28 protein-coding genes are annotated in these 25,448 nt (G+C 31.0%); 24 read left to right on the forward strand and 4 right to left on the reverse strand.

What is annotated here, in order from left to right:
• Positions 1-4 precede the first annotated feature (4 nt).
• The 14 genes from rpsK (at position 5) to hisIE (ending at position 11,380) form a co-directional block, all read left to right on the forward strand.
• Complete coding sequence (gene rpsK, locus ELQ12_RS05035) at positions 5-397, forward strand: 30S ribosomal protein S11 (RefSeq protein WP_002779544.1); 393 nt, start codon at positions 5-7, stop codon at positions 395-397.
• 27 nt (positions 398-424) lie between these two features.
• Positions 425-1,051 (forward strand): 30S ribosomal protein S4, encoded by a 627-nt coding sequence (rpsD, locus tag ELQ12_RS05040; protein WP_002856574.1) that lies wholly within the window; start codon positions 425-427, stop codon positions 1,049-1,051.
• A gap of 12 nt (positions 1,052-1,063) precedes the next feature.
• Positions 1,064-2,077 carry a DNA-directed RNA polymerase subunit alpha gene (locus ELQ12_RS05045; RefSeq protein WP_002855748.1) on the forward strand — a complete coding sequence of 338 codons (1,014 nt, stop codon included), beginning with the start codon at positions 1,064-1,066 and terminating at the stop codon, positions 2,075-2,077.
• Positions 2,078-2,080: 3 nt separating this feature from the next.
• Entirely contained in the window at positions 2,081-2,434 is a 354-nt protein-coding gene (gene rplQ, locus ELQ12_RS05050) for a 50S ribosomal protein L17 (protein ID WP_002851332.1), read from the forward strand.
• A gap of 172 nt (positions 2,435-2,606) precedes the next feature.
• A complete protein-coding gene (hisG, locus tag ELQ12_RS05055) occupies positions 2,607-3,506 on the forward strand; it encodes an ATP phosphoribosyltransferase (RefSeq protein ID WP_052949833.1) in 900 nt (299 codons plus the stop codon).
• Positions 3,507-3,513: 7 nt separating this feature from the next.
• Complete coding sequence (gene hisD, locus ELQ12_RS05060) at positions 3,514-4,800, forward strand: histidinol dehydrogenase (RefSeq protein WP_002871273.1); 1,287 nt, start codon at positions 3,514-3,516, stop codon at positions 4,798-4,800.
• Positions 4,797-5,855 carry a bifunctional histidinol-phosphatase/imidazoleglycerol-phosphate dehydratase HisB gene (gene hisB, locus ELQ12_RS05065; protein WP_134264611.1) on the forward strand — a complete coding sequence of 353 codons (1,059 nt, stop codon included), beginning with the start codon at positions 4,797-4,799 and terminating at the stop codon, positions 5,853-5,855. The genes hisD and hisB overlap by 4 nt, the downstream gene beginning before the upstream one ends.
• Positions 5,852-6,652 (forward strand): HpyAIV family type II restriction enzyme, encoded by an 801-nt coding sequence (locus ELQ12_RS05070; protein ID WP_002871275.1) that lies wholly within the window; start codon positions 5,852-5,854, stop codon positions 6,650-6,652. The genes hisB and ELQ12_RS05070 overlap by 4 nt, the downstream gene beginning before the upstream one ends.
• 2 nt (positions 6,653-6,654) lie before the next feature.
• Positions 6,655-7,734 (forward strand): site-specific DNA-methyltransferase, encoded by a 1,080-nt coding sequence (locus ELQ12_RS05075; RefSeq protein WP_002871276.1) that lies wholly within the window; start codon positions 6,655-6,657, stop codon positions 7,732-7,734.
• Complete coding sequence (gene hisH, locus ELQ12_RS05080) at positions 7,731-8,318, forward strand: imidazole glycerol phosphate synthase subunit HisH (protein WP_070261478.1); 588 nt, start codon at positions 7,731-7,733, stop codon at positions 8,316-8,318. The genes ELQ12_RS05075 and hisH overlap by 4 nt, the downstream gene beginning before the upstream one ends.
• On the forward strand, positions 8,315-9,046 hold the full coding sequence (hisA, locus tag ELQ12_RS05085; RefSeq protein WP_052858818.1) for a 1-(5-phosphoribosyl)-5-[(5-phosphoribosylamino)methylideneamino]imidazole-4-carboxamide isomerase: 732 nt from the start codon (positions 8,315-8,317) through the stop codon (positions 9,044-9,046). Before hisH ends, hisA begins: the two co-directional genes overlap by 4 nt.
• Positions 9,031-9,987, forward strand: a complete 957-nt coding sequence (locus ELQ12_RS05090; protein ID WP_052858816.1) for an HTH domain-containing protein — start codon at positions 9,031-9,033, stop codon at positions 9,985-9,987. Before hisA ends, ELQ12_RS05090 begins: the two co-directional genes overlap by 16 nt.
• A complete protein-coding gene (hisF, locus tag ELQ12_RS05095) occupies positions 9,988-10,755 on the forward strand; it encodes an imidazole glycerol phosphate synthase subunit HisF (RefSeq protein ID WP_052858814.1) in 768 nt (255 codons plus the stop codon).
• 1 nt (position 10,756) lies between these two features.
• Positions 10,757-11,380: a bifunctional phosphoribosyl-AMP cyclohydrolase/phosphoribosyl-ATP diphosphatase HisIE gene (hisIE, locus tag ELQ12_RS05100; protein ID WP_070261479.1), complete on the forward strand. Its 624-nt coding sequence runs from the start codon at positions 10,757-10,759 to the stop codon at positions 11,378-11,380.
• Between the two features lie 23 nt (positions 11,381-11,403).
• Here the strand turns inward: hisIE and ELQ12_RS05105 are convergent, their stop codons facing one another.
• Together ELQ12_RS05105 and ELQ12_RS05110 are read right to left on the reverse strand one after the other, a co-directional pair.
• Positions 11,404-12,564: a 2,3,4,5-tetrahydropyridine-2,6-carboxylate N-succinyltransferase gene (locus ELQ12_RS05105; protein WP_002866583.1), complete on the reverse strand. Its 1,161-nt coding sequence runs from the start codon at positions 12,562-12,564 to the stop codon at positions 11,404-11,406.
• A 25-nt stretch (positions 12,565-12,589) separates the two neighbouring features.
• Complete coding sequence (locus ELQ12_RS05110) at positions 12,590-13,696, reverse strand: Mrp/NBP35 family ATP-binding protein (RefSeq protein ID WP_070261480.1); 1,107 nt, start codon at positions 13,694-13,696, stop codon at positions 12,590-12,592.
• Between the two features lie 122 nt (positions 13,697-13,818).
• Between ELQ12_RS05110 and ELQ12_RS05115 the strand changes: the two genes are divergently transcribed.
• The 6 genes from ELQ12_RS05115 to prfA all read left to right on the forward strand — a co-directional run bounded on the left by ELQ12_RS05115 (position 13,819) and on the right by prfA (position 18,889).
• On the forward strand, positions 13,819-14,934 hold the full coding sequence (locus tag ELQ12_RS05115) for a bifunctional 2-C-methyl-D-erythritol 4-phosphate cytidylyltransferase/2-C-methyl-D-erythritol 2,4-cyclodiphosphate synthase (RefSeq protein ID WP_070261481.1): 1,116 nt from the start codon (positions 13,819-13,821) through the stop codon (positions 14,932-14,934).
• On the forward strand, positions 14,931-15,818 hold the full coding sequence (locus ELQ12_RS05120) for a response regulator (RefSeq protein WP_002866587.1): 888 nt from the start codon (positions 14,931-14,933) through the stop codon (positions 15,816-15,818). The genes ELQ12_RS05115 and ELQ12_RS05120 overlap by 4 nt, the downstream gene beginning before the upstream one ends.
• A complete protein-coding gene (locus tag ELQ12_RS05125; RefSeq protein WP_052858807.1) occupies positions 15,796-16,956 on the forward strand; it encodes a sulfate adenylyltransferase in 1,161 nt (386 codons plus the stop codon). The genes ELQ12_RS05120 and ELQ12_RS05125 overlap by 23 nt, the downstream gene beginning before the upstream one ends.
• 4 nt (positions 16,957-16,960) lie before the next feature.
• Complete coding sequence (locus ELQ12_RS05130) at positions 16,961-17,461, forward strand: phosphatidylglycerophosphatase A (RefSeq protein ID WP_002858951.1); 501 nt, start codon at positions 16,961-16,963, stop codon at positions 17,459-17,461.
• 78 nt (positions 17,462-17,539) lie between these two features.
• Positions 17,540-17,803, forward strand: coding sequence for a 30S ribosomal protein S20 (gene rpsT / locus ELQ12_RS05135; RefSeq protein ID WP_002856547.1), 264 nt, complete (start codon positions 17,540-17,542; stop codon positions 17,801-17,803).
• A gap of 18 nt (positions 17,804-17,821) precedes the next feature.
• Positions 17,822-18,889: a peptide chain release factor 1 gene (gene prfA / locus ELQ12_RS05140; RefSeq protein ID WP_002858952.1), complete on the forward strand. Its 1,068-nt coding sequence runs from the start codon at positions 17,822-17,824 to the stop codon at positions 18,887-18,889.
• Between the two features lie 13 nt (positions 18,890-18,902).
• Here the strand turns inward: prfA and ELQ12_RS05145 are convergent, their stop codons facing one another.
• On the reverse strand, positions 18,903-19,658 hold the full coding sequence (locus ELQ12_RS05145) for a HugZ family heme oxygenase (protein WP_002871287.1): 756 nt from the start codon (positions 19,656-19,658) through the stop codon (positions 18,903-18,905).
• A 193-nt stretch (positions 19,659-19,851) separates the two neighbouring features.
• Here ELQ12_RS05145 and ELQ12_RS05150 point away from each other — a divergent pair, with 193 nt between their 5' ends.
• From ELQ12_RS05150 to ELQ12_RS05165, 4 genes are read left to right on the forward strand one after another with little or no spacing between them, the layout of a single operon-like run.
• A complete protein-coding gene (locus ELQ12_RS05150; protein WP_134264612.1) occupies positions 19,852-21,975 on the forward strand; it encodes a TonB-dependent receptor in 2,124 nt (707 codons plus the stop codon).
• Positions 21,950-22,936, forward strand: coding sequence for an iron ABC transporter permease (locus ELQ12_RS05155; protein WP_052858799.1), 987 nt, complete (start codon positions 21,950-21,952; stop codon positions 22,934-22,936). The genes ELQ12_RS05150 and ELQ12_RS05155 overlap by 26 nt, the downstream gene beginning before the upstream one ends.
• Positions 22,936-23,712: an ABC transporter ATP-binding protein gene (locus ELQ12_RS05160; RefSeq protein ID WP_002871290.1), complete on the forward strand. Its 777-nt coding sequence runs from the start codon at positions 22,936-22,938 to the stop codon at positions 23,710-23,712. The genes ELQ12_RS05155 and ELQ12_RS05160 overlap by 1 nt, the downstream gene beginning before the upstream one ends.
• Complete coding sequence (locus tag ELQ12_RS05165; RefSeq protein ID WP_002881816.1) at positions 23,709-24,515, forward strand: ABC transporter substrate-binding protein; 807 nt, start codon at positions 23,709-23,711, stop codon at positions 24,513-24,515. The genes ELQ12_RS05160 and ELQ12_RS05165 overlap by 4 nt, the downstream gene beginning before the upstream one ends.
• Here ELQ12_RS05165 and ELQ12_RS05170 read toward each other — a convergent pair.
• Positions 24,512-25,369: a radical SAM/SPASM domain-containing protein gene (locus ELQ12_RS05170; RefSeq protein ID WP_070275930.1), complete on the reverse strand. Its 858-nt coding sequence runs from the start codon at positions 25,367-25,369 to the stop codon at positions 24,512-24,514. The genes ELQ12_RS05165 and ELQ12_RS05170 overlap by 4 nt on opposite strands.
• Positions 25,370-25,448 lie beyond the last annotated feature (79 nt).

Raw genomic sequence — 25,448 nt, forward strand, 5'->3', positions numbered from 1 at the left:
AATCATGGCAAAAAGAAAAATCGTAAAGAAAAAAGTAGTTAAAAAAAATATAGCAAAAGGTATTGTTTATATCAGTGCGACTTTTAACAATACTATGGTTACAGTAACTGATGAAATGGGAAATGCTATCGCTTGGAGTAGTGCAGGTGGTTTGGGATTTAAAGGTTCTAAAAAATCAACTCCTTATGCGGCACAACAAGCAGTAGAAGACGCTTTAAATAAAGCAAAAGAACACGGAATTAAAGAAGTAGGCATTAAAGTACAAGGACCAGGAAGCGGTAGAGAAACTGCTGTTAAGAGTGTAGGTGCTATGGAAGGAATTAAAGTAACTTTCTTAAAAGATATCACTCCATTAGCTCACAATGGTTGCAGACCGCCTAAGCGTCGTCGTGTCTAAGATATAAGAAAAATTTAGGAGAATATTATGGCAAGATATAGAGGACCAGTAGAAAAATTAGAAAGACGCTTTGGTGTTAGCTTAGCATTAAAAGGGGAAAGAAGGCTAGCTGGCAAAAGTGCGCTAGATAAACGCCCTTATGCACCAGGACAACACGGAGCAAGGAAAGGTAAAATTAGTGAGTATGGACTTCAATTAAGAGAAAAACAAAAAGCTAAATTTATGTATGGAGTAAGCGAAAAGCAATTCCGTCGCTTATTTGCTGAAGCAGCAAGAAGAGAAGGAAATACAGGGGTATTACTTATTCAACTTTTAGAACAAAGATTAGATAATGTGGTATATAGAATGGGTTTTGCTACAACACGTCGTTTTGCAAGACAACTTGTAACACATGGACATGTTTTAGTAAATGGTAAAAGAGTGGATATTCCTAGCTTTAGAGTAGAAGCAGGTGCTAAAATCGAAATCATCGAAAAAAGCAAAAACAATCCTCAAATAACAAGAGCTATCGAACTTACAGCACAAACTGGAATCGTTGCTTGGGTTGATGTTGAAAAAGATAAGAGATTTGGAATTTTCACAAGAAAACCTGAAAGAGAAGAAGTTGTCATTCCGGTTGAGGAAAGATTTATCGTTGAGCTTTACTCTAAGTAATAGGGGCTAAATATGAGAAATATTACAACATCTGCTTATACGCCAACAGAATTTACAATAGAAAACATTAGTGATACTGTGGCTAAAATCAGTGCTTGGCCTTTTGAAATCGGCTATGGAATCACCCTAGCCCATCCTTTACGCCGTTTGCTTTACACTAGCACCATAGGATATGCTCCAACTGCGATCCATATTGATGGCGTAGCTCATGAATTTGATAGCATGCGTGGTATGCTTGAAGATGTAGCACTTTTTATCATTAATCTAAAAAAACTACGCTTTAAAATTAAAGGCGAATCAAATAAAGAAATAGTAGAATTTAGCTTTAAAGGCTCAAAAGAAATTTACGGCAAAGATCTAAATAATGATCAAGTAGAAGTAGTAAATAAAGACGCCTATCTAGCAACAATCAACGAAGATGCTGAACTCAAATTCACATTGATCGTTGAAAAAGGTATTGGCTATGTACCAAGCGAAGAAATTAAAGAGCTTATAAATGATCCTAAATTTATAGCTTTAGATGCTTTCTTTACACCTGTAAGAGAAGCAACCTATGATATTGAAAAAGTTTTATTTGAAGATAATCCTGATTATGAAAAAGTGGTTTTAACCGTAACAACTGATGGACAAATCACTCCAAATGAGGCTTTTCAAAATGCTCTAGAAGCTATGTATAAACAATTATCAGTATTTGATAAAATTACCAATGTTAGAAGCGTAATTAAAAATCAAGCAACAAGCAATGAACTAGAAAATACTAAATTATTGCAAAACATTACAGATTTAAATTTAAGTGCTAGAAGTTATAATTGTCTTGAAAAAGCAGGAGTAGTTTACATAGGCGAGCTTGCTTTGATGAGTGTAAGTGAACTTGCAGGGCTTAAAAATTTAGGAAAAAAATCTCTTGATGAAATTAAAAACATCATGGAAAGCATAGGTTTTCCTGTGGGAACTTCTAAGCTTAGCGATAATAAAGAAATACTTAAAAATAAAATCGCAGAATTAAAAGCACAAAACGAAGGATAAAGAATGAGACATAAACATGGATATAGAAAACTTGGCAGAACTTCATCTCATCGTGCTGCCTTATTAAAAAATTTAACCATAGCTTTAGTAAATAGCGGAAAAATCGAAACTACTCTACCAAAAGCTAAAGAATTAAGAGGTTATGTAGAAAGATTGATTACTAGAGCAAGACTTGGAGATTTTAACGCTCATAGAGCAGTTTTTGCTTCATTACAAGATAAAAACGCTACTAATAAATTAGTAACTGAAATTGCTCCGAAATTCAAAGATCGCAATGGTGGATATACAAGAATCATCAAAACAAGAATTCGCCGTGGTGATGCTGCTGAAATGGCTTTCATCGAATTTGTAGCTTAATCAAATCCTAGCTTTTGCTAGGATTAATACTTCAATTAAATATCCTAAAAATAAAAAGTTTTAAATAATTATTTTAAATAAAATTAAATTCATTTATTTTCTAAAACCCTTGCTAAAAATTCAACTACTTATGCTAATATAAGTTTTTAATTTTTAATTTCAAGGATATGTTATGCAAGAAAACACTCGTTTACGCATTGCGATACAAAAATCAGGCAGACTTTCAAAAGAATCCATAGAGCTTCTTTCAGAATGTGGTGTTAAAATACATATCCATGAACAAAGTTTGATCGCTTTTTCTACAAATTTACCCATAGATATTTTACGCGTTAGAGATGATGATATTCCAGGGCTTATTTTTGATGGTGTTGTAGATTTAGGCATTATAGGGGAAAATGTTTTAGAAGAAAATGAACTTGAACGCCAGTCTTTAGGAGAAAATCCAAGCTATAAGCTTTTAAAAAAGCTAGATTTTGGATATTGCCGTCTTTCTCTTGCCTTGCCTCAAGAAAATAAATTTCAAAATTTGAAAGATTTTGAAGGCTTAAGGATAGCTACTTCTTATCCACAACTTTTAAAGCGTTTTATGAAAGAAAATGGAATTAATTATAAAAATTGTATGCTTACAGGTTCTGTTGAAGTAGCCCCTAGGGCAAATTTAGCCGATGCGATTTGCGATCTTGTTTCAAGCGGGGCAACTTTACAAGCAAACAATCTTAAAGAAGTTAAAGTCATTTATGAATCTCGTGCTTGTTTGATTCAAAAAGAAAATGCTTTAAGTAAAGAAAAACAAGCCTTAGTGGATAAAATTATGTTGCGTGTAGCAGGAGTAATGCAAGCAAGAGAATCTAAATACATTATGCTTCATGCTCCAAAACAAAAGCTTGATAAAATTCAAGCCCTACTTCCAGGAGTTGAAAGACCAACCATCTTACCTTTAGCACACGATGAAAAAAATGTAGCTTTACATATGGTAAGTAAAGAAAATCTTTTTTGGGAAACCATGGAGGCTTTAAAAGAAGAAGGTGCGAGTTCGATTTTGGTTCTGCCTATAGAAAAAATGTTAAAGTGAGTAAAAAATGCAAATTTTAGTATATGATAATTTAGATGAAAAACAAAAAGAAGAAGCATTAAAACGCCCTGCTATAAGTGCGAAAGATGAAATTTCAAAAATAGTAAGTTCTATCATTAAAGAAGTGCAAGAAAAAGGCGATGAAGCTTTGATAGAACAAGCTTTAAAATTTGATAAGGCTGAAATTTCTAATATTAAAATCACTCAAGAAGAAATTACTCAAGCAAGTAATCGTTTGGATAAAGATTTACAAGACGCTATTTTAGTAGCTTATGAAAATATCAAAAAATTCCACGAAGCCCAAATCCCACATGAAATCGCTCTTGAAACTACAAAAGGCGTTAAATGTGAGGTTTTAACACGCCCTATAGAAAAAGTAGGACTTTACATACCAGGGGGTTTAGCACCTTTGTTTTCAACGGTTTTAATGTTAGCTATCCCTGCAAAAATTGCAAGTTGTGAAAAAATCGTTTTAGCAAGTCCTGCAAAAATCAATGATGCCGTGCTTTTTTGTGCCAAGCTTTGTGGCGTGGATGAAATTTATCAAATGGGCGGTGCAGGAGCTATAGCAGCTTTGGCCTACGGTACGCAAAGTGTTTTAAAGGTGGATAAAATTTTTGGCCCAGGAAATGCCTTTGTAACCGAAGCAAAACGCCAAGTAAGTAGCGATATAAACGGAGCGACTATTGATATGCAAGCGGGACCTAGTGAAGTTTTAGTAATAGCTGATGATTTGGCTAATGAAAAATTTGTAGCTAGTGATTTGCTTTCACAAGCTGAACATGGTGCAGATTCTCAAGTGATTTTGGTGTGTTTAAGTCAAAATTTTGCTAAAAAAACAAGCGATGAAGTCCAAAGTCAATTAGAACTTTTGCCTCGCAAAGAGCTTGCAAGCAAAAGCATTGCAAATTCACGCATTATCATAGCTAAAGATTTAAATCAAGCCTTAGAAATTTCAAATCTTTACGCTCCTGAACATTTGATCATACAAACTCAAAATCCACGAGAACTTTTAAAAGGTGTGAAACACGCAGGATCGGTATTTTTAGGAGCTTATTCTCCAGAGTCTATGGGTGATTATGCAAGTGGGACTAATCATGTTTTACCTACTTATGGACTTACTAAAACGCATTCTAGTTTAGGTTTGGCAGATTTTAGTAAAAGAATGACCGTTCAAGAGCTAAGCAAAGAAGGCTTTCTAGCTTTAGGTAAAAGTGTTGAAATTTTAGCACAAAATGAGCATTTAGATGCACACAAAAATGCAGTAACTTTTCGTTTAGAGAGCTTAAAATGAGTCAAAAAATCCTTTTTATAGATAGAGATGGCACTTTAATAGAGGAGCCAAAAAGCGATTTTCAAATCGATACTCTTGAAAAATTGCGTTTTGAAAAAGATGCTATTCCTACTCTTTTAAAACTAAAAAATTTTGGATTTAAATTTGTCATGGTAAGCAATCAAGATGGTCTTGGAACGCCAAGTTTTCCAAAGGAAAATTTTGAAATCGCTCATGAAAAAATGCTTGATATTTTAAAAAGTTGCGGTATAGAATTTCAAGATATTTTTATTTGTCCGCATTTTGAAAATGAAAATTGTGCTTGCAGAAAACCTAAAACTGCTATGTTAGAAGAGTATATCAAACACAAACTTTACGATAAAGAGCAAAGTTTTGTTATAGGAGATCGTGAGAGTGATATGATCTTGGCTTCAAATTTAGGCGTGCGTGGTTTAAGATACGGCGAACTTTCTTGGAAAGAAATAGAAAATGAAATTTTAAGTTCTTTTAGAAGTGCGAGTTATCAAAGAACTACTAAAGAAACAAATATAAAAGTAAAAGTGTGCTTAAATGGGGGCAAGGTTAGCATTAAAACAGGTATTGATTTTTTTGATCACATGTTAGAGCAAATCGCTATACATGGAGGTATAGGGCTTGAAATTTCTTGCAAAGGGGATTTAGAAATCGATGAGCATCATAGCGTTGAAGATGTAGCCTTAGCACTTGGAGCTTGTATCAAAAAAGCTTTAGGGGATAAAATCGGCATTGCAAGATATGGTTTTGCTTTACCTATGGATGAGTGTTTGACAAGTTGTGCGATGGATTTTTGCAATCGTCCTCATTTAGTCTATAAAGCCAAATTTAAAAAATCTCATTTAGGAGCTTTAAGCACAGAAATGATCGAACACTTTTTTTATTCTTTAAGCTATGCTATGGGCGTGAGTTTGCATTTAAAAGTTAAAGGTAAAAACGATCATCATAAAGCTGAAGGGCTTTTTAAAGCCTTTGCAAAAGCTTTGAAAATGGCAGTAAAAATAGAAAGTGAAAATTTAGCCAGCTCTAAAGGAGTGATATGACTTATCAAAATTTTAAAAATAAACTTGATGCAAAAATTTTTGGTGAAGATTTAAATTATGAAATTCTACTTACAGTACTAAATAACCCTAAACGCTATATAGGATTATTTAGGATTACAAATGCTAAAACAAAACTGATACAAAATATAACTCAAAGTTGTGAAATTAAATTTGGTGATTTTATTGAAGAGATTTTAAGTGAATATATTATTGAAATGGGATATAAAGCATTAGATAAAAATATAGGATTTGATGAAGAAAATAATAAACTTAATGCCGATCAAGTTTTCAATGATGAATATAATATTTACCTTATTGAACAAAAAATTAGAGATGATCATGATAGTACAAAAAAACGAGGACAATATGCAAATTTAATTAAAAAAATCAAAGCTTTAAAACAAAAATTCTCAAATTATCGCATTATTGCTTGTATGTGGTTTAGTGATGATAGTTTAAAGAAAAATAAAAAATTTTATGAAGAACAAATTAACAACAATACAGATGAAAAAGTTGACATTTTTATTTTCTATGGAAAAGAATTGTTTGAAAATCTTTTTCAAAGAATAGATATTTACAATGAACTTATTTCACATCTTAAGAAAAACAAACAAGAAAGAAGTAAGGATATTTTAAATGTTCCAGATTTTGATATAAGTGAAGAAATAAAAAATGCACTTTTAAAAACTAAGAAAAATTATCCAAAATTAATACAAAAGCTACTTTCCAACAAAGAAGAATTTGTAGAACTTAGAAAAGAACTTTTTCCAACAGGTAAAAACTTAAAAGGTTTATAATAATGCAAAAGGATATTATTTTTCAAGGTAATTGTTTAGAAATTTTAAAAACCATTCCGGATAAAAGCATTGATTTGATTTTTGCAGATCCACCTTATTTTATGCAAACACAAGGTGAACTTTTAAGAACCAATGGTAAAGTTTTTAGTGGTGTAAATGATGATTGGGATAAATTTGAATCTTTAAAAGCCTATGATGATTTTTGTAAAATTTGGCTTAGCGAATGTAGACGAATTTTAAAAGACGATGCAAGTATTTGGGTTATAGGATCTTTTCAAAATATTTTTAGACTAGGATATATAATGCAAGATTTGGGCTTTTGGATTCTAAATGATATTATTTGGAACAAACCAAATCCTGTTCCAAATTTTAAAGGGACAAGATTTTGCAATTCCCATGAAACTCTTATTTGGTGTTCTAAACATAAAAATTCAAAATATACTTTTAATTATAAAACTATGAAATTTTTAAATAACAATAAACAAGAAAAGTCAGTTTGGAATATAGGAATCTGTATAGGGAATGAAAGATTAAAAGGAATAGATGGTAAAAAAATTCACTCTACTCAAAAACCTGAAATTTTGCTTGAAAAAATAATCTTATCGAGTACAAAAAAAGGGGATTTAATTTTAGATCCTTTTTTTGGCACTGGAACTACAGGAGCTATTGCTAAAAAATTAGGGAGATATTATATAGGTATAGAGCAAGAGAAATTTTATGTTAAAATAGCAGAATCTCGAATTAGACAAATAAATATAATTGACAATGAAATTACTAGAAACGAACTCGAAACAAAACCCCCAAAAGTAAGTTTAGAAGAGCTTTTGAATGCTGGATTTTTAAGTGAAAATGAAAAATTCTATGATAAAAATAAAAATTATATTTGTTATTTAGTCAATGGTAATAAAGTAAGCGATGAGAACGAAATTTTAAGCATACATAAAATGGCAGCAAAATATTTAAACAAAGAAAATCATAATGGCTGGAGTTATTTTTATATTTTTAAGAATGAAAATTTTATAAGTATCGATTCTTTAAGATATGAGTATAAAAATTTTATAAATCCTGAAGGAGTGATATGAAAATCATCATCATTGATACAGCCTGTGCGAATTTAGCATCTTTGAAATTTTGTCTGGATAGATTAGGTTTTAATGCAACTATCAGTAGGGATTTAAAAGAGCTTGAAAGTGCGGATAAGCTTTTTTTACCTGGAGTGGGTACCGCAAAAGAAGCGATGAAAAATTTAGAACAATTTAATCTTATTGATTTTATTAAAAATACCAAAAAACCTTTGCTTGGTATTTGTTTAGGTATGCAAATTTTAGGAAATTTTTCTGAAGAATTAAATCAAGAAACTTTAAAACTCATAGATTTTACAACTCAAAAATTTAAAGCTAAAGAAGGCTTTACTTTTCCACATATGGGATGGAATCAAGTTCATAGCTCTCATGCTTTGTTTAAAGGCTTAGAAGGGGCTTATTTTTATTTTGTGCATAGTTATTGTGTAGGACTTGGGGAATACACTATAGCAGATTGTAAGTATTCGCAAAAATTTAGTGCAAGTGTAATGAAAGATAATTTTTACGGGGTGCAATTTCACCCTGAAAGAAGTAGCGAAACGGGGGAAATTTTAATTTCAAATTTTATTAAGGATATAGGATGACTCAAATCATACCCGCACTTGATCTTATAGATGGTGAAGTGGTGCGTCTTGTAAAAGGGGATTACGAACAAAAAAAAGTATATAAATACAATCCCTTAAAGAAATTCAAAGAATACGAAAAAGCAGGAGCGAAAGAACTTCATCTTGTAGATCTTACAGGTGCAAAAGATCCTAGCAAAAGACAACTTGCTTTGATAGAAAAATTAGCTAAAGAAGTCAGTGTCAATTTACAAGTAGGCGGAGGCATACGCTCTAAAGAAGAAGTTAAAGCTTTGCTTGATTGTGGAGTAAAAAGAGTAGTTATAGGATCTATGGCGATTAAAGATGCGACTTTATGTTTTGAAATTTTAAAAGAATTTGGTAGTGAAGCTATAGTTTTAGCCTTAGATACGATTTTAAAAGAAGATTATGTTGTGGCTGTAAATGCTTGGCAAGAAGCAAGTGATAAAAAGCTTATGGAAGTTTTAGATTTTTATAGCAATAAAGGCTTAAAACACATACTTTGCACAGATATTTCAAAAGATGGCACCATGCAAGGAGTAAATGTAAGACTTTACAAACTTATCCATGAAATTTTTCCTAATATTTGCATTCAGGCAAGTGGTGGAGTAGCGAGCTTAAAAGACCTTGAAAACTTAAAAGGAATTTGTAGTGGGGTTATCGTAGGAAAAGCTTTATTAGACGGAGTTTTTAGCGTAGAAGAAGGAATAAGATGTCTAGCAAATTAAGTTACAAAGAACTTGCTTTAGAAATTTTAAAACAAAGCGATAAGCCTTTAAGCGCTAATGAAATTTGGCAAAAAGCTCTTGAAAAAGGCTTAGATAAAAAGCTTTCTAGCATAGGACAAACTCCAATTGCTACTTTAGGAGCTGGAATATATGTGGATATAAAAGAATTACAACACAATTCTTTATTTATTAAAGCTTCCCAAAAACCCAGAACTTTTTGGTTAAAAGAAAGAGAAAATGAACTTTTAAAGCTTGATGATAAAAATGAAATTACTAACGAAAAACAAGAAAAAAATAAATTTCATGAAAGAGATTTACACCCCTTGATTGTAAAATTTTTATATGAAAATTTAGATTTTAATTTAAATTGCAAAACAATTTATCACGAACAAAGCAAAAAGGGTAAAGGTGGGGAAGATAAGTGGAATTATCCTGATATTGTAGGGGTTTATTTTCCTTATGATGATTATGAAAAAGAAACCATAACACTTTTAGAAAATATCAAACAAAACAGCTATAAACTTTTTTCTTTTGAACTTAAAATTGCTTTAAATTTTTCAAATTTAAAAGAATGCTATTTTCAAGCTGTAAGCAATTCTAGCTGGGCAAATGAGGGCTATTTGGTTGTTTTACAAGAAATTGATAGCGAGGTTTTAAGCGAGTTAAGACGCTTAAATCAAAGTTTTGGCATAGGAGTGATAAAACTTGAAAAAGATATTTCAAATTCTCAAATTTTAATTAGTGCAAAAGAAAAAGAACTTGATATTCAAACACTAAATATGCTGATCAATAAAAATCCAAATTTTAAAGAATTTATTGATGATATAAACAAACAAATTAAAGTGGGCAAAGAAGCAAAAATTCAAGCTAATTTTGATGAAATTAAAAGCGATGAAAAAATGGAAAAATATCTTAAAGAAAAATGTATTTTGGAGAAATAAATGCTTACAAAACGCATAATTGCATGTTTAGATGTCAAAGATGGCAGAGTAGTAAAAGGAACACAATTTAAAAACCATAAAGATATGGGAGATATCATAGAACTTGCTAGGTATTATTCTCAAAATGGTATTGATGAGCTTGTTTTTTATGATATTGCTGCAAGTGCTAGAAAAGAACGCATATCAAGAGAATGGGTAAGTGAAGTAGCAAAAAATATCAATATTCCTTTTTGTGTTGCAGGGGGTATTAAAAGCGAAGAAGATGCAGCTGAACTTTTAGCTAATGGGGCAGATAAAATTTCTATCAATTCTCCTGCTTTAAATGATCCAAGCCTAATCACACGCCTTGCTAAAAGCTTTGGCGTGCAATGCGTAGTAGTAGGGATTGATAGCTTCAAAGATAAAAATGGAAATTTAAAAGTATTTCAATACACAGGCGATGAAAAAATAAGCAAGCATAGTGGAAAAAGTACTTTAGAATGGGTTAAAGAAGTGCAAGATCTAGGTGCAGGCGAAATTGTTTTAAATATGATGAATCAAGATGGTGTTAAAAATGGCTATGATTTAGAACAATTAGAAGCTGTATATAAAATTTGTAAAGTACCTTTGATCGCAAGCGGGGGAGCGGGAAAAATGGAGCATTTTTTAGAAGCTTTTAAACTAGGTATAGATGGGGCTTTAGCTGCTTCCGTTTTTCATCAAAAACTTATAGACATTAAAGAATTAAAAATTTATCTTAAAAATCAAGGCTTAAGTATAAGGATATAATATGCAAAATTTCAAAGAACTTAATGAAAAAATCGCTTGGCAAAAAGTGGATCATCTTTTACCTGTCATCGTCCAAGATGCAAAAACTTGCGAAGTTTTAATGCTAGGCTTTATGAATAATGAAGCCTTAGAAAAAAGCTTAGAAAGTGGCAAAGTAGTCTTTTTTTCACGCAAAAAACAGCGTCTTTGGATGAAGGGTGAAGAAAGTGGAAATTTCTTAAATATCATAGATTTAAGCTTAGATTGTGATAATGACACGCTTTTAATTTTAGCAAATCCTGTAGGACCTACTTGTCATACGGGCGATATTTCTTGTTTTGAAAAAATTTCTAAAAATGCGGATTTTGTTTTTCTAGCCAGACTTGAAAAGCTTATCAATTCACGAAAAAATGCCGATGAAAATACTTCTTATACAGCAAAACTTTTCAAAAGTGGTACAAAACGCATAGCACAAAAAGTTGGTGAAGAAGGCGTAGAAACAGCTTTGGCAGCAACAGTAAAAGATAAAGAAGAGCTTATTTGTGAAGCAGCGGATTTAATGTATCATTTAAGTGTTTTACTTGCAGATGCAAATCTTAGTTTCTCAGATGTGATTTCAAAGTTGAAAGAAAGACATAAAGCTTAAAGCTTTATGTAAATAAATTTGTATCAATGCAAGGCTTCATTAAGTTTGACTGCTTTTTTATTTAAAGCTACTATCATAGCACCACTTATAGAATCTTGACGGAAATGTAGCCCATTTAAACCTTTAAGCTCTAAGCCTTTGTAAATTTCTTTATCAAAATTAAAATAAGGATTAAGTTTAGCAAGTTCCTCAGCATCTTTGAGTAAAAATTTCGTTCCTTCTAGCACCGCAATACCTGCATCAACTATACAATTATCCCCTAAAGGAATTCCTGTCACTGAATTAGCCCCTAAAAGACAAGCCTTACCTACGCTTATAGCATTGCCACTTGTTCCACTTAAAACACCTAAAATCGAAGCTCCTCCACCTACATCAGAACCTTCTCCTACTATAGCACTCGAGCTAATACGCCCTTCAACCATACAAGCTCCTGTTGTGCCTGCATTAAAATTCACATAACTTGCCCCTGGCATGATGGTTGTTCCTGCTGCTAAAGATGCACCCATTCTTACTTTAGAACTTTCTAAAATTCTTGTATTATCCTCAGGGATAATATGCGCTAAAAATCTTGGGAATTTATCAACAAAATCAATTTTTGGATATTGATTGCTCATTTTTAAACGCATTTCATTTGCTCTTAAATACTCAAGCTCGATAGGCTTATCATCACTCCAAGCTACATTGCTTAAAAGTCCAAAAGCTCCATTTAGATTGATACTTCTTAAAGGTACTTTTTTAGTAGAAAGCAAATAAAGTTTTAGATAAACACTTTCTACACTTAAAGGTTCTTTATCTTCAAAAAGACAAACAAAAGCAAATTCATCATCTTTAAATTTATCTTTGATAATCTTTAATAAATCGATATTTTGATGCCCCTCTTCTTCTAAAAAAGGTTTAAAACAAGAAAGTGCAAAATCAATATCTTCTAATTTTAAAGTTTGCACAAACTCGCTCGCATTAAAATCAATCTCCACACCCCTTTGCATAAAAGCTTCAAGCATGATTGCTGCTGAGCCAAAATTTTGCTCGTAATTAATCAAAGCAAAACTTGCTTGCAAGATTTTATTTTTATTTAGCTGTCCTCTATCAAGCCTTGCTATACCAAAAGCTTTAGGTTTTTTATAGCCACTTTTTTGCTCGATTTGTTTGATTAAAAGTAAAAAATCTTCTTTAGTATTAATCATTTTCTTTTCCTTATCCACTTAATTTTTAATGCGAACACGCACTTTTTCCATTCATCACAGGTTGTATAGCAGAATTATCCGCACCACCTTCATTGTTAATCTTTTCTATAAAGCTCCAAATTTTTTCAGCCGCCATTAAATAACGCTTTGAACTCATACTTTCAGGGTGATAAAAACTCACAGGCTTGCCTTCATCTCCACCTTCTCTTACTATCATTTCTATAGGAATTTGTGCTAAAACTTCACTTTTATAAGCTTTTGCCATATCCTCAGCTGTTCCTTTGCCAAAAATATCATACTCTTTACCATTATCAGGACATAAAAATCCACTCATATTTTCAATCACACCCGCTATAGGAATGTGAAGTTTATTAAACATATCTAAAGCTCTTTTACTATCGTCTAAAGATACGGTTTGAGGCGTACTTACACAAACTCCTGCAGTAATAGGAATACTTTGTGCAGAAGTAATTTGCGCATCGCCTGTTCCTGGAGGCATATCCAAAAACAATACATCAAGCTCAGGCCAAATTACATCAGCTAAAAGTTGCTCAATTGCTTTCATAATCATAGCTCCACGCCACATAAGCCCTTGACCCTCTTCGATCAAAACCCCCATACTCATCATATAAACACCATGAGTTAAAATAGGCTTTAATCTCTGCCCTACTACTTCAGGCTGAGTTTTGGTTTCACCTAGCATTCTTGGAATATTTGGCCCATAAATATCTGCATCTAAAATCCCCACTCTTTTTCCCATTTTAGCCATGGAAATTGCTAAATTTACTGTAGTTGTAGATTTACCCACACCACCTTTTCCACTTGAAACCATGATGAAATTTTTTACTTGTGGAGCGATATTTTTTCCACTTCTTGAATTACTTTTTTCTTCAGGAATTTTTGGAGTGATGATATTAAGTTCGATATTTTTTAAAGCCAAACTCGATAAAGCTTCAGTAACATTTTTACGAATTTCATTAGCTACTTCAGGATTTGCTGAAACGATTTCTATATCAATAAATACACCATCATCTTGAATTTTAATATCTTTTACAAAGTTAAAACTCACTATATCCTTTTCAAAACCAGGATATTTTACAGTTTTTAATTTCTCTAAAATTTGTTCTTTCATATTTTTTCCTTGTCTTTTAAAAAAATCAATTTTACTAATAAAATGATAAAATTTAGCTTTTTATAAGTGTATAATATGGTAACATTATAAAAACCAACAATATTAAAAAGAGGAATGAAAAAATGAGTGAAATGAGCCTCATTATGTTAGCAGCTGGAAATTCTACTCGTTTTGACGCAAAGGTAAAAAAACAATTTTTACGACTTGGAAATGACCCTCTTTGGCTTTATGCAACAAAAAATTTAAGCTCTTTTTATCCTTTTAAAAAAATAGTTGTTACTTCTAGTAATATCGCTTATATGAAAAAATTTACTAAAAACTATGAATTCATAGAAGGTGGTGATACCAGAGCAGAATCCTTAAAAAAAGCCTTAGAGCTCATAGATAGTGAATTTGTTATGGTAAGCGATGTAGCAAGGGTATTGGTGAGTAAAAATTTGTTTGAGCGTTTGATTGAAAATTTAGATAAAGCAGATTGTATTACCCCTGCTTTAAAAGTTGCAGATACAACGCTTTTTAACAATGAAGCCTTACAAAGAGAAAAAATCAAACTCATTCAAACCCCGCAAATTTCTAAAACCAAATTACTTAAAAAAGCTTTGGATCAAAACCTAGAATTTACAGATGATAGCACAGCTATAGCTGCAATGGGTGGAAAAATTTGGTTTGTTGAAGGTGAAGAAAATGCAAGAAAACTAACCTTTAAAGAAGATCTTAAAAAGCTTGATTTGCCTACACCTAGCTTTGAAATTTTTACTGGCAATGGTTTTGATGTGCATGAATTTGGAGAGAATCGCCCTTTGCTTTTAGCAGGAGTGCAAATTCATCCTACTATGGGGCTTAAAGCACACAGCGATGGAGATGTTTTAGCTCACTCTTTAACCGATGCGATTTTAGGTGCTGCAGGACTTGGAGATATAGGAGAGCTTTATCCTGATACTGATATGAAATTTAAAAATGCCAACTCCATGGATCTTTTAAAACAGGCTTATGATAAAGTCAGAGAAATAGGTTTTGAACTCATTAATATAGACATTTGCATCATGGCACAAAGCCCTAAACTTAAAGACTTTAAACAAGCTATGCAAAGCAATATAGCTCATACTTTAGACTTGGATGAATTTAGAATCAATGTTAAAGCCACAACAACGGAAAAATTGGGTTTTATTGGAAGAAAAGAAGGTATGGCAGTGCTTAGTAGTGTAAATTTAAAATATTTTGATTGGACAAGATTATGAAAGTTTTAATTATTGAAAATGAAATTTATCTAGCGCAAAGCATTAGCATTAAACTAAGTGATGCTGGATATAGCTGTGAAATTATCAACTCGTTTGATGAATATAATGGTGAAAAATACTATGATATTGTACTGCTTTCTACAAATACTAATAATTTTCTAAAAGCCGTAGGTCAGTTTAAACATAGTATTATTATTTTGCTTATTTCTTATATAAGTACAGATACAGTTTCAAATCCTTTGAAATTAGGTGCTAGTGATTACATTCAAAAACCCTTTATGATAGAAGAGCTGATTAGAAAAATAAAGCATTATCAAGATTTTAGAAAACTTTCAATCCTTAATAAAGCTTATCAAAGCTACATCAAATCAAGATTAGAAACAATCAAAATTCCAGAGTATAATTATAAAAAATTAAAACTTCCATTGATATTAAAATCCAACAAGCAAAGCAGTGCTGATGCTTTTGTTTTTAATTATGCAAATGAATGTGACATTACTCTTTCTTTTATTGATTTAACATCTACAAATTCAGTTGAAAAAGTTATGAAACTTCCCACAGAAAACAATCTTTTATTTTTAAGTAATTTTCAAGCATTAAAAGCAACAGAAAAGGAAAAACTCCTAGATTTTATACAAAACAAAAATGTTATTTTGCATACCAATTCAAATACAGATGATTTAAAAATAAACTGTATTAATTTAAATGATAATGAAAAAAATATCGATAGCAATGAAATTTTAACCATAGATGAGTATGTAAAATATGTTATTATAAACTACCAAAATATATTTCCTGATACTGATCTTTCAAAAAAATTAGGCATTTCACGTAAATCTTTATGGGAAAAAAGGAAGAAATATGAAATCAGCAAGAAAAAATAAAAACATTACCATAGATCAAAATCAATTTGGCATCTTATCACTTATTAAAGAAGGTTTATTAGGTACTTGCACTCATTTAATGAATGAAAAAGAAGTCAATGAAATCATTAAATCAAGAAAATTTAAAGGAGAAAGTTTTCCCTATCCCTTAAGCTTTGCACCAAAAAATGCTGAAGAAGCAGTAAATGATATAAAATCTGGCGATAGAATCGATCTAATACTAGATGAAAAAGTAGTAGGACATATAGATTTTAAAAGCCAATTTAAAAATAATAAAAATTTTTCTGATATTTTCAGTCCTAACACTTGCTCTTTAGAAGATATGGGGACAACTTGCATAAGTGGAAAAATAGAAATTTATAATTCTCAAATTAAAAAAATAAAAGAAAATTTTCAACAAATCAAAAACAATCTTAATGCACAAAAAATTACCGCTATAGTTTCAAGTTTTGATCCTTTGCATCGTGCCCATGAAAGAATGTTTCGTTGGACTATTGATAAAGCAGATTTAGTTGTAGTTTTTCTTGTAGAATCTTTTGATGCAAATGGGTTTGAATTCGAACTTAAAGAAGCTTATTTGAAAAAATTTATTCAAAACTATCTTCCACCGGATAGAATTTTCATTTTTCCATTAAAAAATATTAATATTTTTCACGCCCATTTAAATCCTGGCTTAGAAAGCATTATCGCAAAAAGTCTAGGTTGTACCAAACTAGTAGTAGGACAAAATCATACAGGACTTGGAATGTTTTATGATGATAATCAACCAAAAACCATACTTGATGATTTTTCCAAGGATTATGGCATAGAAGTGATTGTTTTGCCTGAATTTGTATTTTGCGATCAATGTCGCATGATTGTTAGCACAAGATCTTGCCCTCATGGTTGTCATCACCATTTGCACTATAATTCTCAGTCTTTAAAAGATTTGTTAAGAGCGGGTATCATTCCTCCAGCAATTTTCATGCGCAAGGAAGTATCTAGTGTTATCTTAACTTCTCTTTTTCCAAATAGATTAAAAAATATGCAAAAAATTTATAATGAGCTTTTTCCAACTGATGGAATTTTAGAATACAAAAATGATGAAGAATTTTATCAAAAACTTTTAGAAATTCATCAAATGTCTTATATGGTGTAACAAAATGCAAAAATTATTTTTAACTTTTTTTTATTCAGGTTCTATAAAAAAGGCAAGTGGGACTTTTGGTACTATCGCTGCTTTAATACCTGCTTTTTTTATACTTAAATATCTTGGGATTAATACTTTGTTTTTACTAAGCATTTTAATTTTTGTTGCAAGTATTCGTGTTATAGATGATTATGAAAAAAAAACAGGAATTCACGATGACAAACACATAGTTATCGATGAAGTTGCTGGGGTTTTTCTTGCTTGTGCTATTGCAGCAAGTGTCGAAAACTCAATAGTCAATTTTATTTTGGCTTTTGTTTTATTTAGACTCTTTGACATTACAAAACCTTCTATTATTGGCAAGATAGATAAAAAAGTCAAAGGCGGACTAGGTGTAATGCTTGATGATATGCTAGCAGGATTGTTTGCTGGACTTTTAAGTGCGGTAATTTATGGATTTTTACTTAAATTTAATTTAGTTTTTTGGGATATAAATTTAAAAGATTTATTTTGAAATTTTGCTTAAATTAATTAAATTTTAAATTTTATTCTTATATAATTTAGTCTTTAATTTCAAAAAAGGAAAATATAAATGGCAAACCATAAATCTGCTGAAAAAAGAGCAAGACAAACTATTAAAAAAACAGAAAGAAATAGATTCTATAGAACAAGACTTAAAAATATAACTAAAGCCGTAAGAGAAGCTGCAGCAAATGGAGATAAAAATGCTGCTAATGAAGCTTTAAAAGTAGCTAATAAAAGCATTCATGCTATGGTAAGTCGCGGTTTCATTAAAAAACAAACTGCTTCTCGCCGTGTAAGCCGCTTAGCCCTTTTAGTAAATAAAATCGCATAATTTTCTATATAGTTTTTAATGTTAGCTAGTAAACTAGATCCTTTTTTAAAACGCTTTGAAGAGTTAAATTCTCTTCTTAGCAGTTCTGATATACTCAACGATATCAGTAAAATGACTACACTCTCTAAAGAACAAAAAAATTTAGAACCTATCGTTTTAAAAGCTAAAGAGTATTTAAAAACTTTAGACAATATAGAAGAAAATAAAGCTTTGCTAAACGATCCAGAACTTGGGGAACTTGCAAAAGAAGAACTAAAAACTTTAGAAGAATTAAAACCAAAACTTGAAGAAGAGATTAAAATTTTACTTCTTCCTAAAGATCCCAATGATGAAAGAAATATTTTTCTTGAAATTCGTGCAGGCACAGGTGGCGATGAGGCATCTTTATTTGTAGGAGATCTTGTAAAAGCTTATGCAAGATATGCTGAAAATCGCGGCTATAAACTTGAGATTGTAAGTTCTAGCGAAGGAAGTGTAGGTGGATTTAAAGAAATCATCATGCTTGTTAAAGGAACAGGAGCTTATTCAAGACTTAAATATGAAGGTGGAACGCACCGTGTTCAAAGAGTTCCTCAAACAGAATCCCAAGGACGCGTGCATACTTCTGCTATCACCGTGGCAGTAATGCCAGAAGTTGATGATATAGAAATTGAAATCAATCCAAACGATCTTAAAGTTGATGTTATGCGATCTTCAGGACATGGTGGACAAAGTGTAAATACTACTGATTCGGCTGTTCGTATCACTCATATCCCTACAGGTATAGTTGTAGTCAATCAAGATGGAAAAAGCCAACACAAAAATAAAGAAAGTGCGATGAAAGTCCTAAAAGCAAGGCTTTATGAAATGCAAGAAAGTGAAAGACTAGCAAAAGAAAGTGAAGCAAGAAAATCACAAGTAGGAAGCGGAGATAGAAGCGAACGCATTCGCACTTACAATTTTCCACAAAATCGTATCAGTGATCATAGAATAAATCTTACTTTATATCGCTTAGATGCCATTATGCAAGATGGGCTTTTTGATGAAATCATAGAACCTTTAATCACTCATCATCAAGCCCAAGCTTTACAAGAACAAAATTTATAAGATTTTATATAAATTAATGCTTATGTGGGAATTTATGTGGATTTCCACTAGCACCTACATGTGAAACATTTCCATTTTCTATATCATAAGCTTGACCAAAACCTTTTACAAAGCGTCCTTTTTTAAATTCAAGCTTTACTAGATGAAAATCAAGCATCTTGCGTATAGTTTTAATGCCTCCTTCTCCTCCGGTTTGTTTTTCAAACTCATCATAAATTTGATCAAATCTTTCACCTCTCTCTAAAAAGCTTGCATTTACTCTATAGCGCAATCTTTTGCGAAGTATCACAGAAGCAGCTTTACTCTCATCCTCTAAAAACATTATTTCTATATTGTTTGGATTTACTTTGATGTTGTTAAAATGTTCGCTTACTTCACTTATATAAATATAATTTCCCCATTGTGTACTTACAAAAGGTGCATACGAGCAAACAACTTCTCCATTTGCATTTAAAGTTGCCAAAGCTACAGAATTAAAACTTAGCATAAATTCATTTAATTCTTTTTCTACGCTACTAAAATTTTGCTCGCTCTTTGCACTCATGCAAAGGGATATTATAGTATCTTTAATCGTGTTTTCATCGGCTTTTTTAGGAAATTCCACTCGTAAATTTTCTTTATCATTGTAAACAAGATCTAAGCCATTAAAATCAACACTTTTTAGAAAAACATCTTGCACTTGCTCAATACCACCAAATTTTTTACAAAGATCAACTAAATTTGATTTATGATGATCATTCATATGAGAAATAATGCTTTCAAAATTCATTTTTATCCTTTCTTGATTTTAAAATAAAATATTAAAAAAAATGGTATCAATTATCAAATTAAAAATAACTTAAAATATAAAAATTATCTATTTTAACAAAAATTTATACTAAATTAAGTTAATAAAGGATAAATTTCGTTCTAAATTATTATGATATAAATTATCATTATTTATTTTATTTAAGGAGTAAAATTTGCACCCAAATAAAAAAGCTTTTAAATTATCTTTATTTGCATTATTACTAATAACTAATTTAAATGCACAAGAATCAAATGAAGCCATCAATCTACAAAAAGTTGTTGTTAGTGCAACAGGTTTTGAGCAAGATGCGGACTCAAATTTACGCAATGTAATCAGCATAGAAGGCAAAGATCTGCAAAATAAAGGTTATGTTTCCTTAGAACAAGCCTTAGAAAGAATTTCGGGTATTAGCTTTGTAAATTTTGGACTTGGACGCAATATAGATATGCGTGGACAAGGAGATAAATCCAATATAGCTGTAAAAGTTATGATCGATGGACGTGCTATTAATGTTCTTGATAATTCCCATGGTGTAACCCCGCTAGATAGTATCAATTTAGATAATGTAGAACGCATAGAAATCATACCTGGGGGTGGATCTGTGCTTTATGGAAGTGGTACTAGAGGGGGCGTGATTAATATCATTACAAAAAAACAAAAATCAGATGCTTTTGCTATAAATTTAAAAAGCAGTGCTTATGATCATGGTGGAATAGGTGGAAATTTAGGTATCAATGGCGCCAAACAAATAAATGAAAATTTAGCTTTTAGCTTTGATATACAAAGTTTTAACCTTGATGGATATCAAGAAGGTTATAATGAAAAAGGTTATTTTATCAACACAAAAACCTATATTGATATCAATGATAATAGCGATTTAACTTTGGGGTATAATTATTTTAAAAGCAAAAATACCAGCAGTGGCTATCTAACAAAAGCACAAGCTCAAAGCGATCCAACTCAAAAAGGCAATAGTGACAATATCACACAAATCAATCGCCCTGAAATTTCTTTGGATTATCATTACTATTTTGATGATATATGGGAATTTAACCTAGAAGCTTTTTGGCAAAATCAAAAGATCAACTATCTAAAAGATGTTTCTGAAATGAGCTCTATGGGGCTAAGCGTCCCTGTATATCAAAATGGAAGTGGTTTTGAAGACACGCTTACAGGGATAAGTTTAAAAAACAAACTAAATTATGCAAATAATTCTTATTTTATTTTTGGTTATGAATTTGCAAACCATGATGCAAAAAGAACAAGTATTATTCATTATGATGTAAATAGTCCTAGTTTTCAAATGAGTCACACCATGACAACGCTTATGGATATGGATAAACAAAGCCATTCTATTTTCGCTCTTGATTCTCATGAATTTAATGATATTTTTAGTATTTCAGGTGGAGCAAGATATGAATATAGTCTTTATGACACAAATAGAAATTACACTAGCAATATGATTATATCAAGCGTTCCTAGACCAAGCACTCCAGAGCTTTTTTCAACCGATGATACAAGTCATAACTTCGCCTTTGAAATCACTCCAAATTTTAAATACTCAGACACAGGAAACCTTTATATCAAATACGAAAGAGGTTTTGTCTCTCCAAGTCCAGCACAATTTGTCAATAAGGATCAAAAAACTCAAAAGTATTATTCTGCAAATTTAAATCCTGAGATCTTTGATACTTTTGAACTAGGAATTGATGATTTTTGGTGGGATTTTTACGGCTTTAATCTAACTTTATTTTACACCCTAAGCAAAGATGAAATTTCTTATCTTGGAAACCCTCACGCAACAGGTGGAGGATTTTGGCAATATTATAATATAGATCAAACTCGCCGTTTAGGAGTAGAATTAAGTCTGAGTCAAAATTTTTTAGATGATGATTTAATCCTTAGAGAAAGTCTAACTTATCTTGATGCTAAAATTTCTAAAGGTGTTAATGACGGCATGAGAATTCCTTATGTTTCAAAAATCAAAGCCACAGCTGGGCTCGAATACGCTTGGAATAAAAATTTCTCAAATTTTATTGATTTAACCTATTTTTCTAGAGCAAAAGATGGTGGAACTATAGATGAAAATACAGGAAAAATGTCTAAAAATTCTTGGATAAGGGATTATTTTTTAACAGATATTGGTATGAAATATAATTATAAAAAATTACAAATTTTAGCAGGAATTCGCAATCTTTTCGATAAAAGATACTACACATACCAAGACAGTATAAATGATCAATACCTAGTTGGGAATGGCAGAAACTACTATGTTGAATTTAAATACGCATTCTAAAATTTTAGTGATTATAGGGCTTTTTGTAGCTTATATAATCGCTTCTTTTACAGCACTTTGCTTAGGAGATGAGAATTTAAACCCAAAAGAACTTTTTTCATATATCTTTAGCCAAGATGAAATTTTAAGACAAATCATCATAGATGGACGCTTGCCACGCATTATAATGGCGATTTTAATCGGTATGCTTTTAGCTAGTAGTGGGGCTATCACTCAAAATGTATTTTCAAATCCTATAGCCGATCCTTATATTATAGGTATAGCTTCTGCAGCAACCTTTGGAGCGGTTTTGGCGTATTTGTTAAAATTGAATGATTATTATTATGGAATTTTAGGTTTTGTTTGCTCTGCCTTTTTTGCCCTAGGAGTTTTTAAAATTTCTTCTAAAGCTTCTATAGCAACTTTACTCATTATCGGCATAGCAGCTTCATCTTTTTTAGGAGCTTTTACTTCTTTTTTCACCTATCTTATAGGCGAGGATTCTTTTAAAATAGTCGCTTGGCTTATGGGAAATATAGGCAATGCTTCTTGGTTTCGTGTGGGAATTTTAATCTTGCCTTTAATTTTTTGTTTGTTTTATTTTTACGCTCATAAAAACGAATTAAACATACTTTTAAGCGGAGATGATGAAGCTAGAAATCTAGGGGTAAATGCTCAAAAATTAAAGATAAATTTACTCATTGTTTCATCCTTGGCTGTATCTTTTGCGGTTGCTTTTAGCGGACTTATAGGCTTTGTTGGGCTCATCATTCCTCATACCATAAGACTTTTGCTTAAAAATTATGATAATGCCTTAGTTATCCCTTTATGTACAGCATTTGGAGGATTATTTTTACTTATTTGTGATACTTTAGCAAGAACTCTTTTAGCCCCTGTGCAAATTCCGATTGGAATCCTAACTGCATTTTTTGGAGCTCCTATTTTTTTATACTTGGCTTTAAGCGCTAGGAGATTTTTATAATGCTAAAAATACAAGATTTAAGCTTTGCTTATCACCAAAAAGATTTACTAAAAAACATTCATTTAGAACTTAAAAATCAGGCTTTTATAGGAATTTTAGGGCCAAATGGCTCGGGCAAAAGCACTCTTTTAAAACTTATACTTAAAAATTTAAGTCCAAATAAAGGAGAGATAAGTCTTTTTAATACAAATATCAAAGATTTTTCTCTTAAAGAATTTGCCAAAATTTGCGGCTTTGTGCCTCAAAAATCAGAATTAAACACCCCTTTAAAAGTCATCGATGTGCTTTTAATGAGCAAATATGCAAATTTAAAACACGCTTTTAGTTCTTATTCTAAAGAAGATATTTTAGAAATTAAAGAATTTGCTAAGGATTTAAGACTTGAAAATTTTCTAGAAAGAAGCATACTTTCTTTAAGTGGGGGTGAATTTCAAAGAATGCTTTTGGCAAGAGCTTTGCTTAAAAAGCCAAAAATTCTTTTTTTAGATGAACCCACTTCAGCCCTTGATTTAAACTATGCTATAGAGCTTTTAACTCTTTGCGAAAAACTAGTTAAAGAAAAAAATATAGCCGTTGTTTCTATCTTGCATGATTTAAATTTAGCTTCTATGTTCTGCGATAAAATCCTTTTTTTAAAAGAAGGGGAGATAAAGTATTTTGGAACGAGCAAAGAGCTTTTTACTCAAGAAATTTTAAAAGAAATTTATGATTTAAACTGCGAGATTATTTATAAAAATTCTAAACCTTATATTTTAGCTTTAAAGGAGAAAAAATGAAAAAAATTTTAATTATTATGAGTTTGTTTTTAATCACACTAAATGCAAAAGAACGCCTTGTAGTGCTTGATCCTGCAAGCATAGAAACCCTTTTTATGCTTAAGGCTGAAGATCAAATCGTAGGCATTGCCACTTTACAACACTCAAATATCTATCCTAAAGATCAAACCTCAAAACTTACAAGTGTAGGCACTTTTTCAAATCCTTCGCTTGAAAAAATAGTAGCATTAAAACCAAGTTTGGTGATTTTAAGCTCTTATTCTTTAAATTTAGAAGAAGGACTTAAAAATTTTGGTATCAAAAGTATCAATTTAAAAGCCGAGCGTTTAGAAGATATAACAAAAAATATCACAACCTTAGGCCAAATCACCAAAAAAGAAAAAGAAGCAGAGCTTTTAAAACAAGAATTTACCCAAAATTTAAAAAAATTAAGCGATAAACCCCTAAATAAAAGTGCGATTTATCTTTATTCTAGTAACCCTTTAATGGCCTTTAATGATAATTCTTTAATAGCTGATATTTTAAGACTTATAGGGATTAAAAATTTAAGCCCGCAAAGTCAAATTTCAAGACCTGTTATATCAGCAGAATATATACTGAAACAAAATCCAGACATACTCATTCTTGGAATTAATGCCAAAAACAACCTTTTAGATACAAATGCTTTATTGAAAAATACCAAAGCAGTTAAAACAGGAAGTATTTATTTTAACAAAGATACACATATATTATTACGTCTTAGTCCTAAGATAATAGATAGAATTCAAGAATTTAAAACAAAGCTAGAAAATAACAATTTTTAATCACCCAATCTTGCTTTAAAAAATTCACAAGTTTGACAAAGTTTTTCTATGCGTTTATCTTCTTCAAAAGCTTTTTTCATCATCTTTATACGCGGTGATTTAAAAAGCTTATCAAAGTTATTTTCAAAAACATTTCCCAAGTTAATATCTGCTTTAGCATCCAAACAGCAAGGCACTAAACTTCCATCACTTAAAATCCCAATTTGCTCTTTTAAAGCATGACATTTTCCTTTTTTATAAAGGGGTTTGTCTTTTAAATTTGGCCATTTAAAAAGTTTATTTTGATGAAGCAAAATATGTCTTTGCAAGCGATTTTTACTTAAGTTTGTATCGATCTTAACTTCAAATTCTTTAGCTAAAAACTCATAAATTTTTAAATTTGACTTAGGTGCTTTAAAATTAGCATCTAAATTCCAAAGTCTTAGATTGATAAAAGAAAGGCTTTTTTGCTCTAAATGCTTTTTGCAAAGTTCTAAAATAGGCTTAAAATACTGTTCTAAAGAAATTTTGCTTTGACTTAAAAAAGACATTAAAGAAATATTGATTTGATGGATATTCTCATACCCTAACAATAAAGCTTGATTTTTAGAATTTAGATAAAAGCCACTTGTAGTGATTTCAAGTTTCATAGCTTCACCTTTTGCGATTTTTAGATAATTTTCCAAATTAGGTAAAAGCAAAGGATCACCCAAAAGATGAAAGGTAAAAAGCTCAGCTTTATTAGAAATTTCATAAGCTAAGTTTTGAAATTTTTCTTCACTCATTACCCCGCGAATTCCTTTTTGAGAAGGACAAAAATCACATTTTAAACCACAAATATCGCTTAATTCTATATATATTTTTTTAAATTTCATTATATTTCCTAGAGTAAACATTTTACCAAAATTTATGAAATTTATTAAAATATGTAACATTTTTATCGATATTTTTATC

Source organism: Campylobacter sp. US25a (genome assembly GCF_004379075.1).
GTDB lineage: Bacteria > Campylobacterota > Campylobacteria > Campylobacterales > Campylobacteraceae > Campylobacter_D > Campylobacter_D jejuni.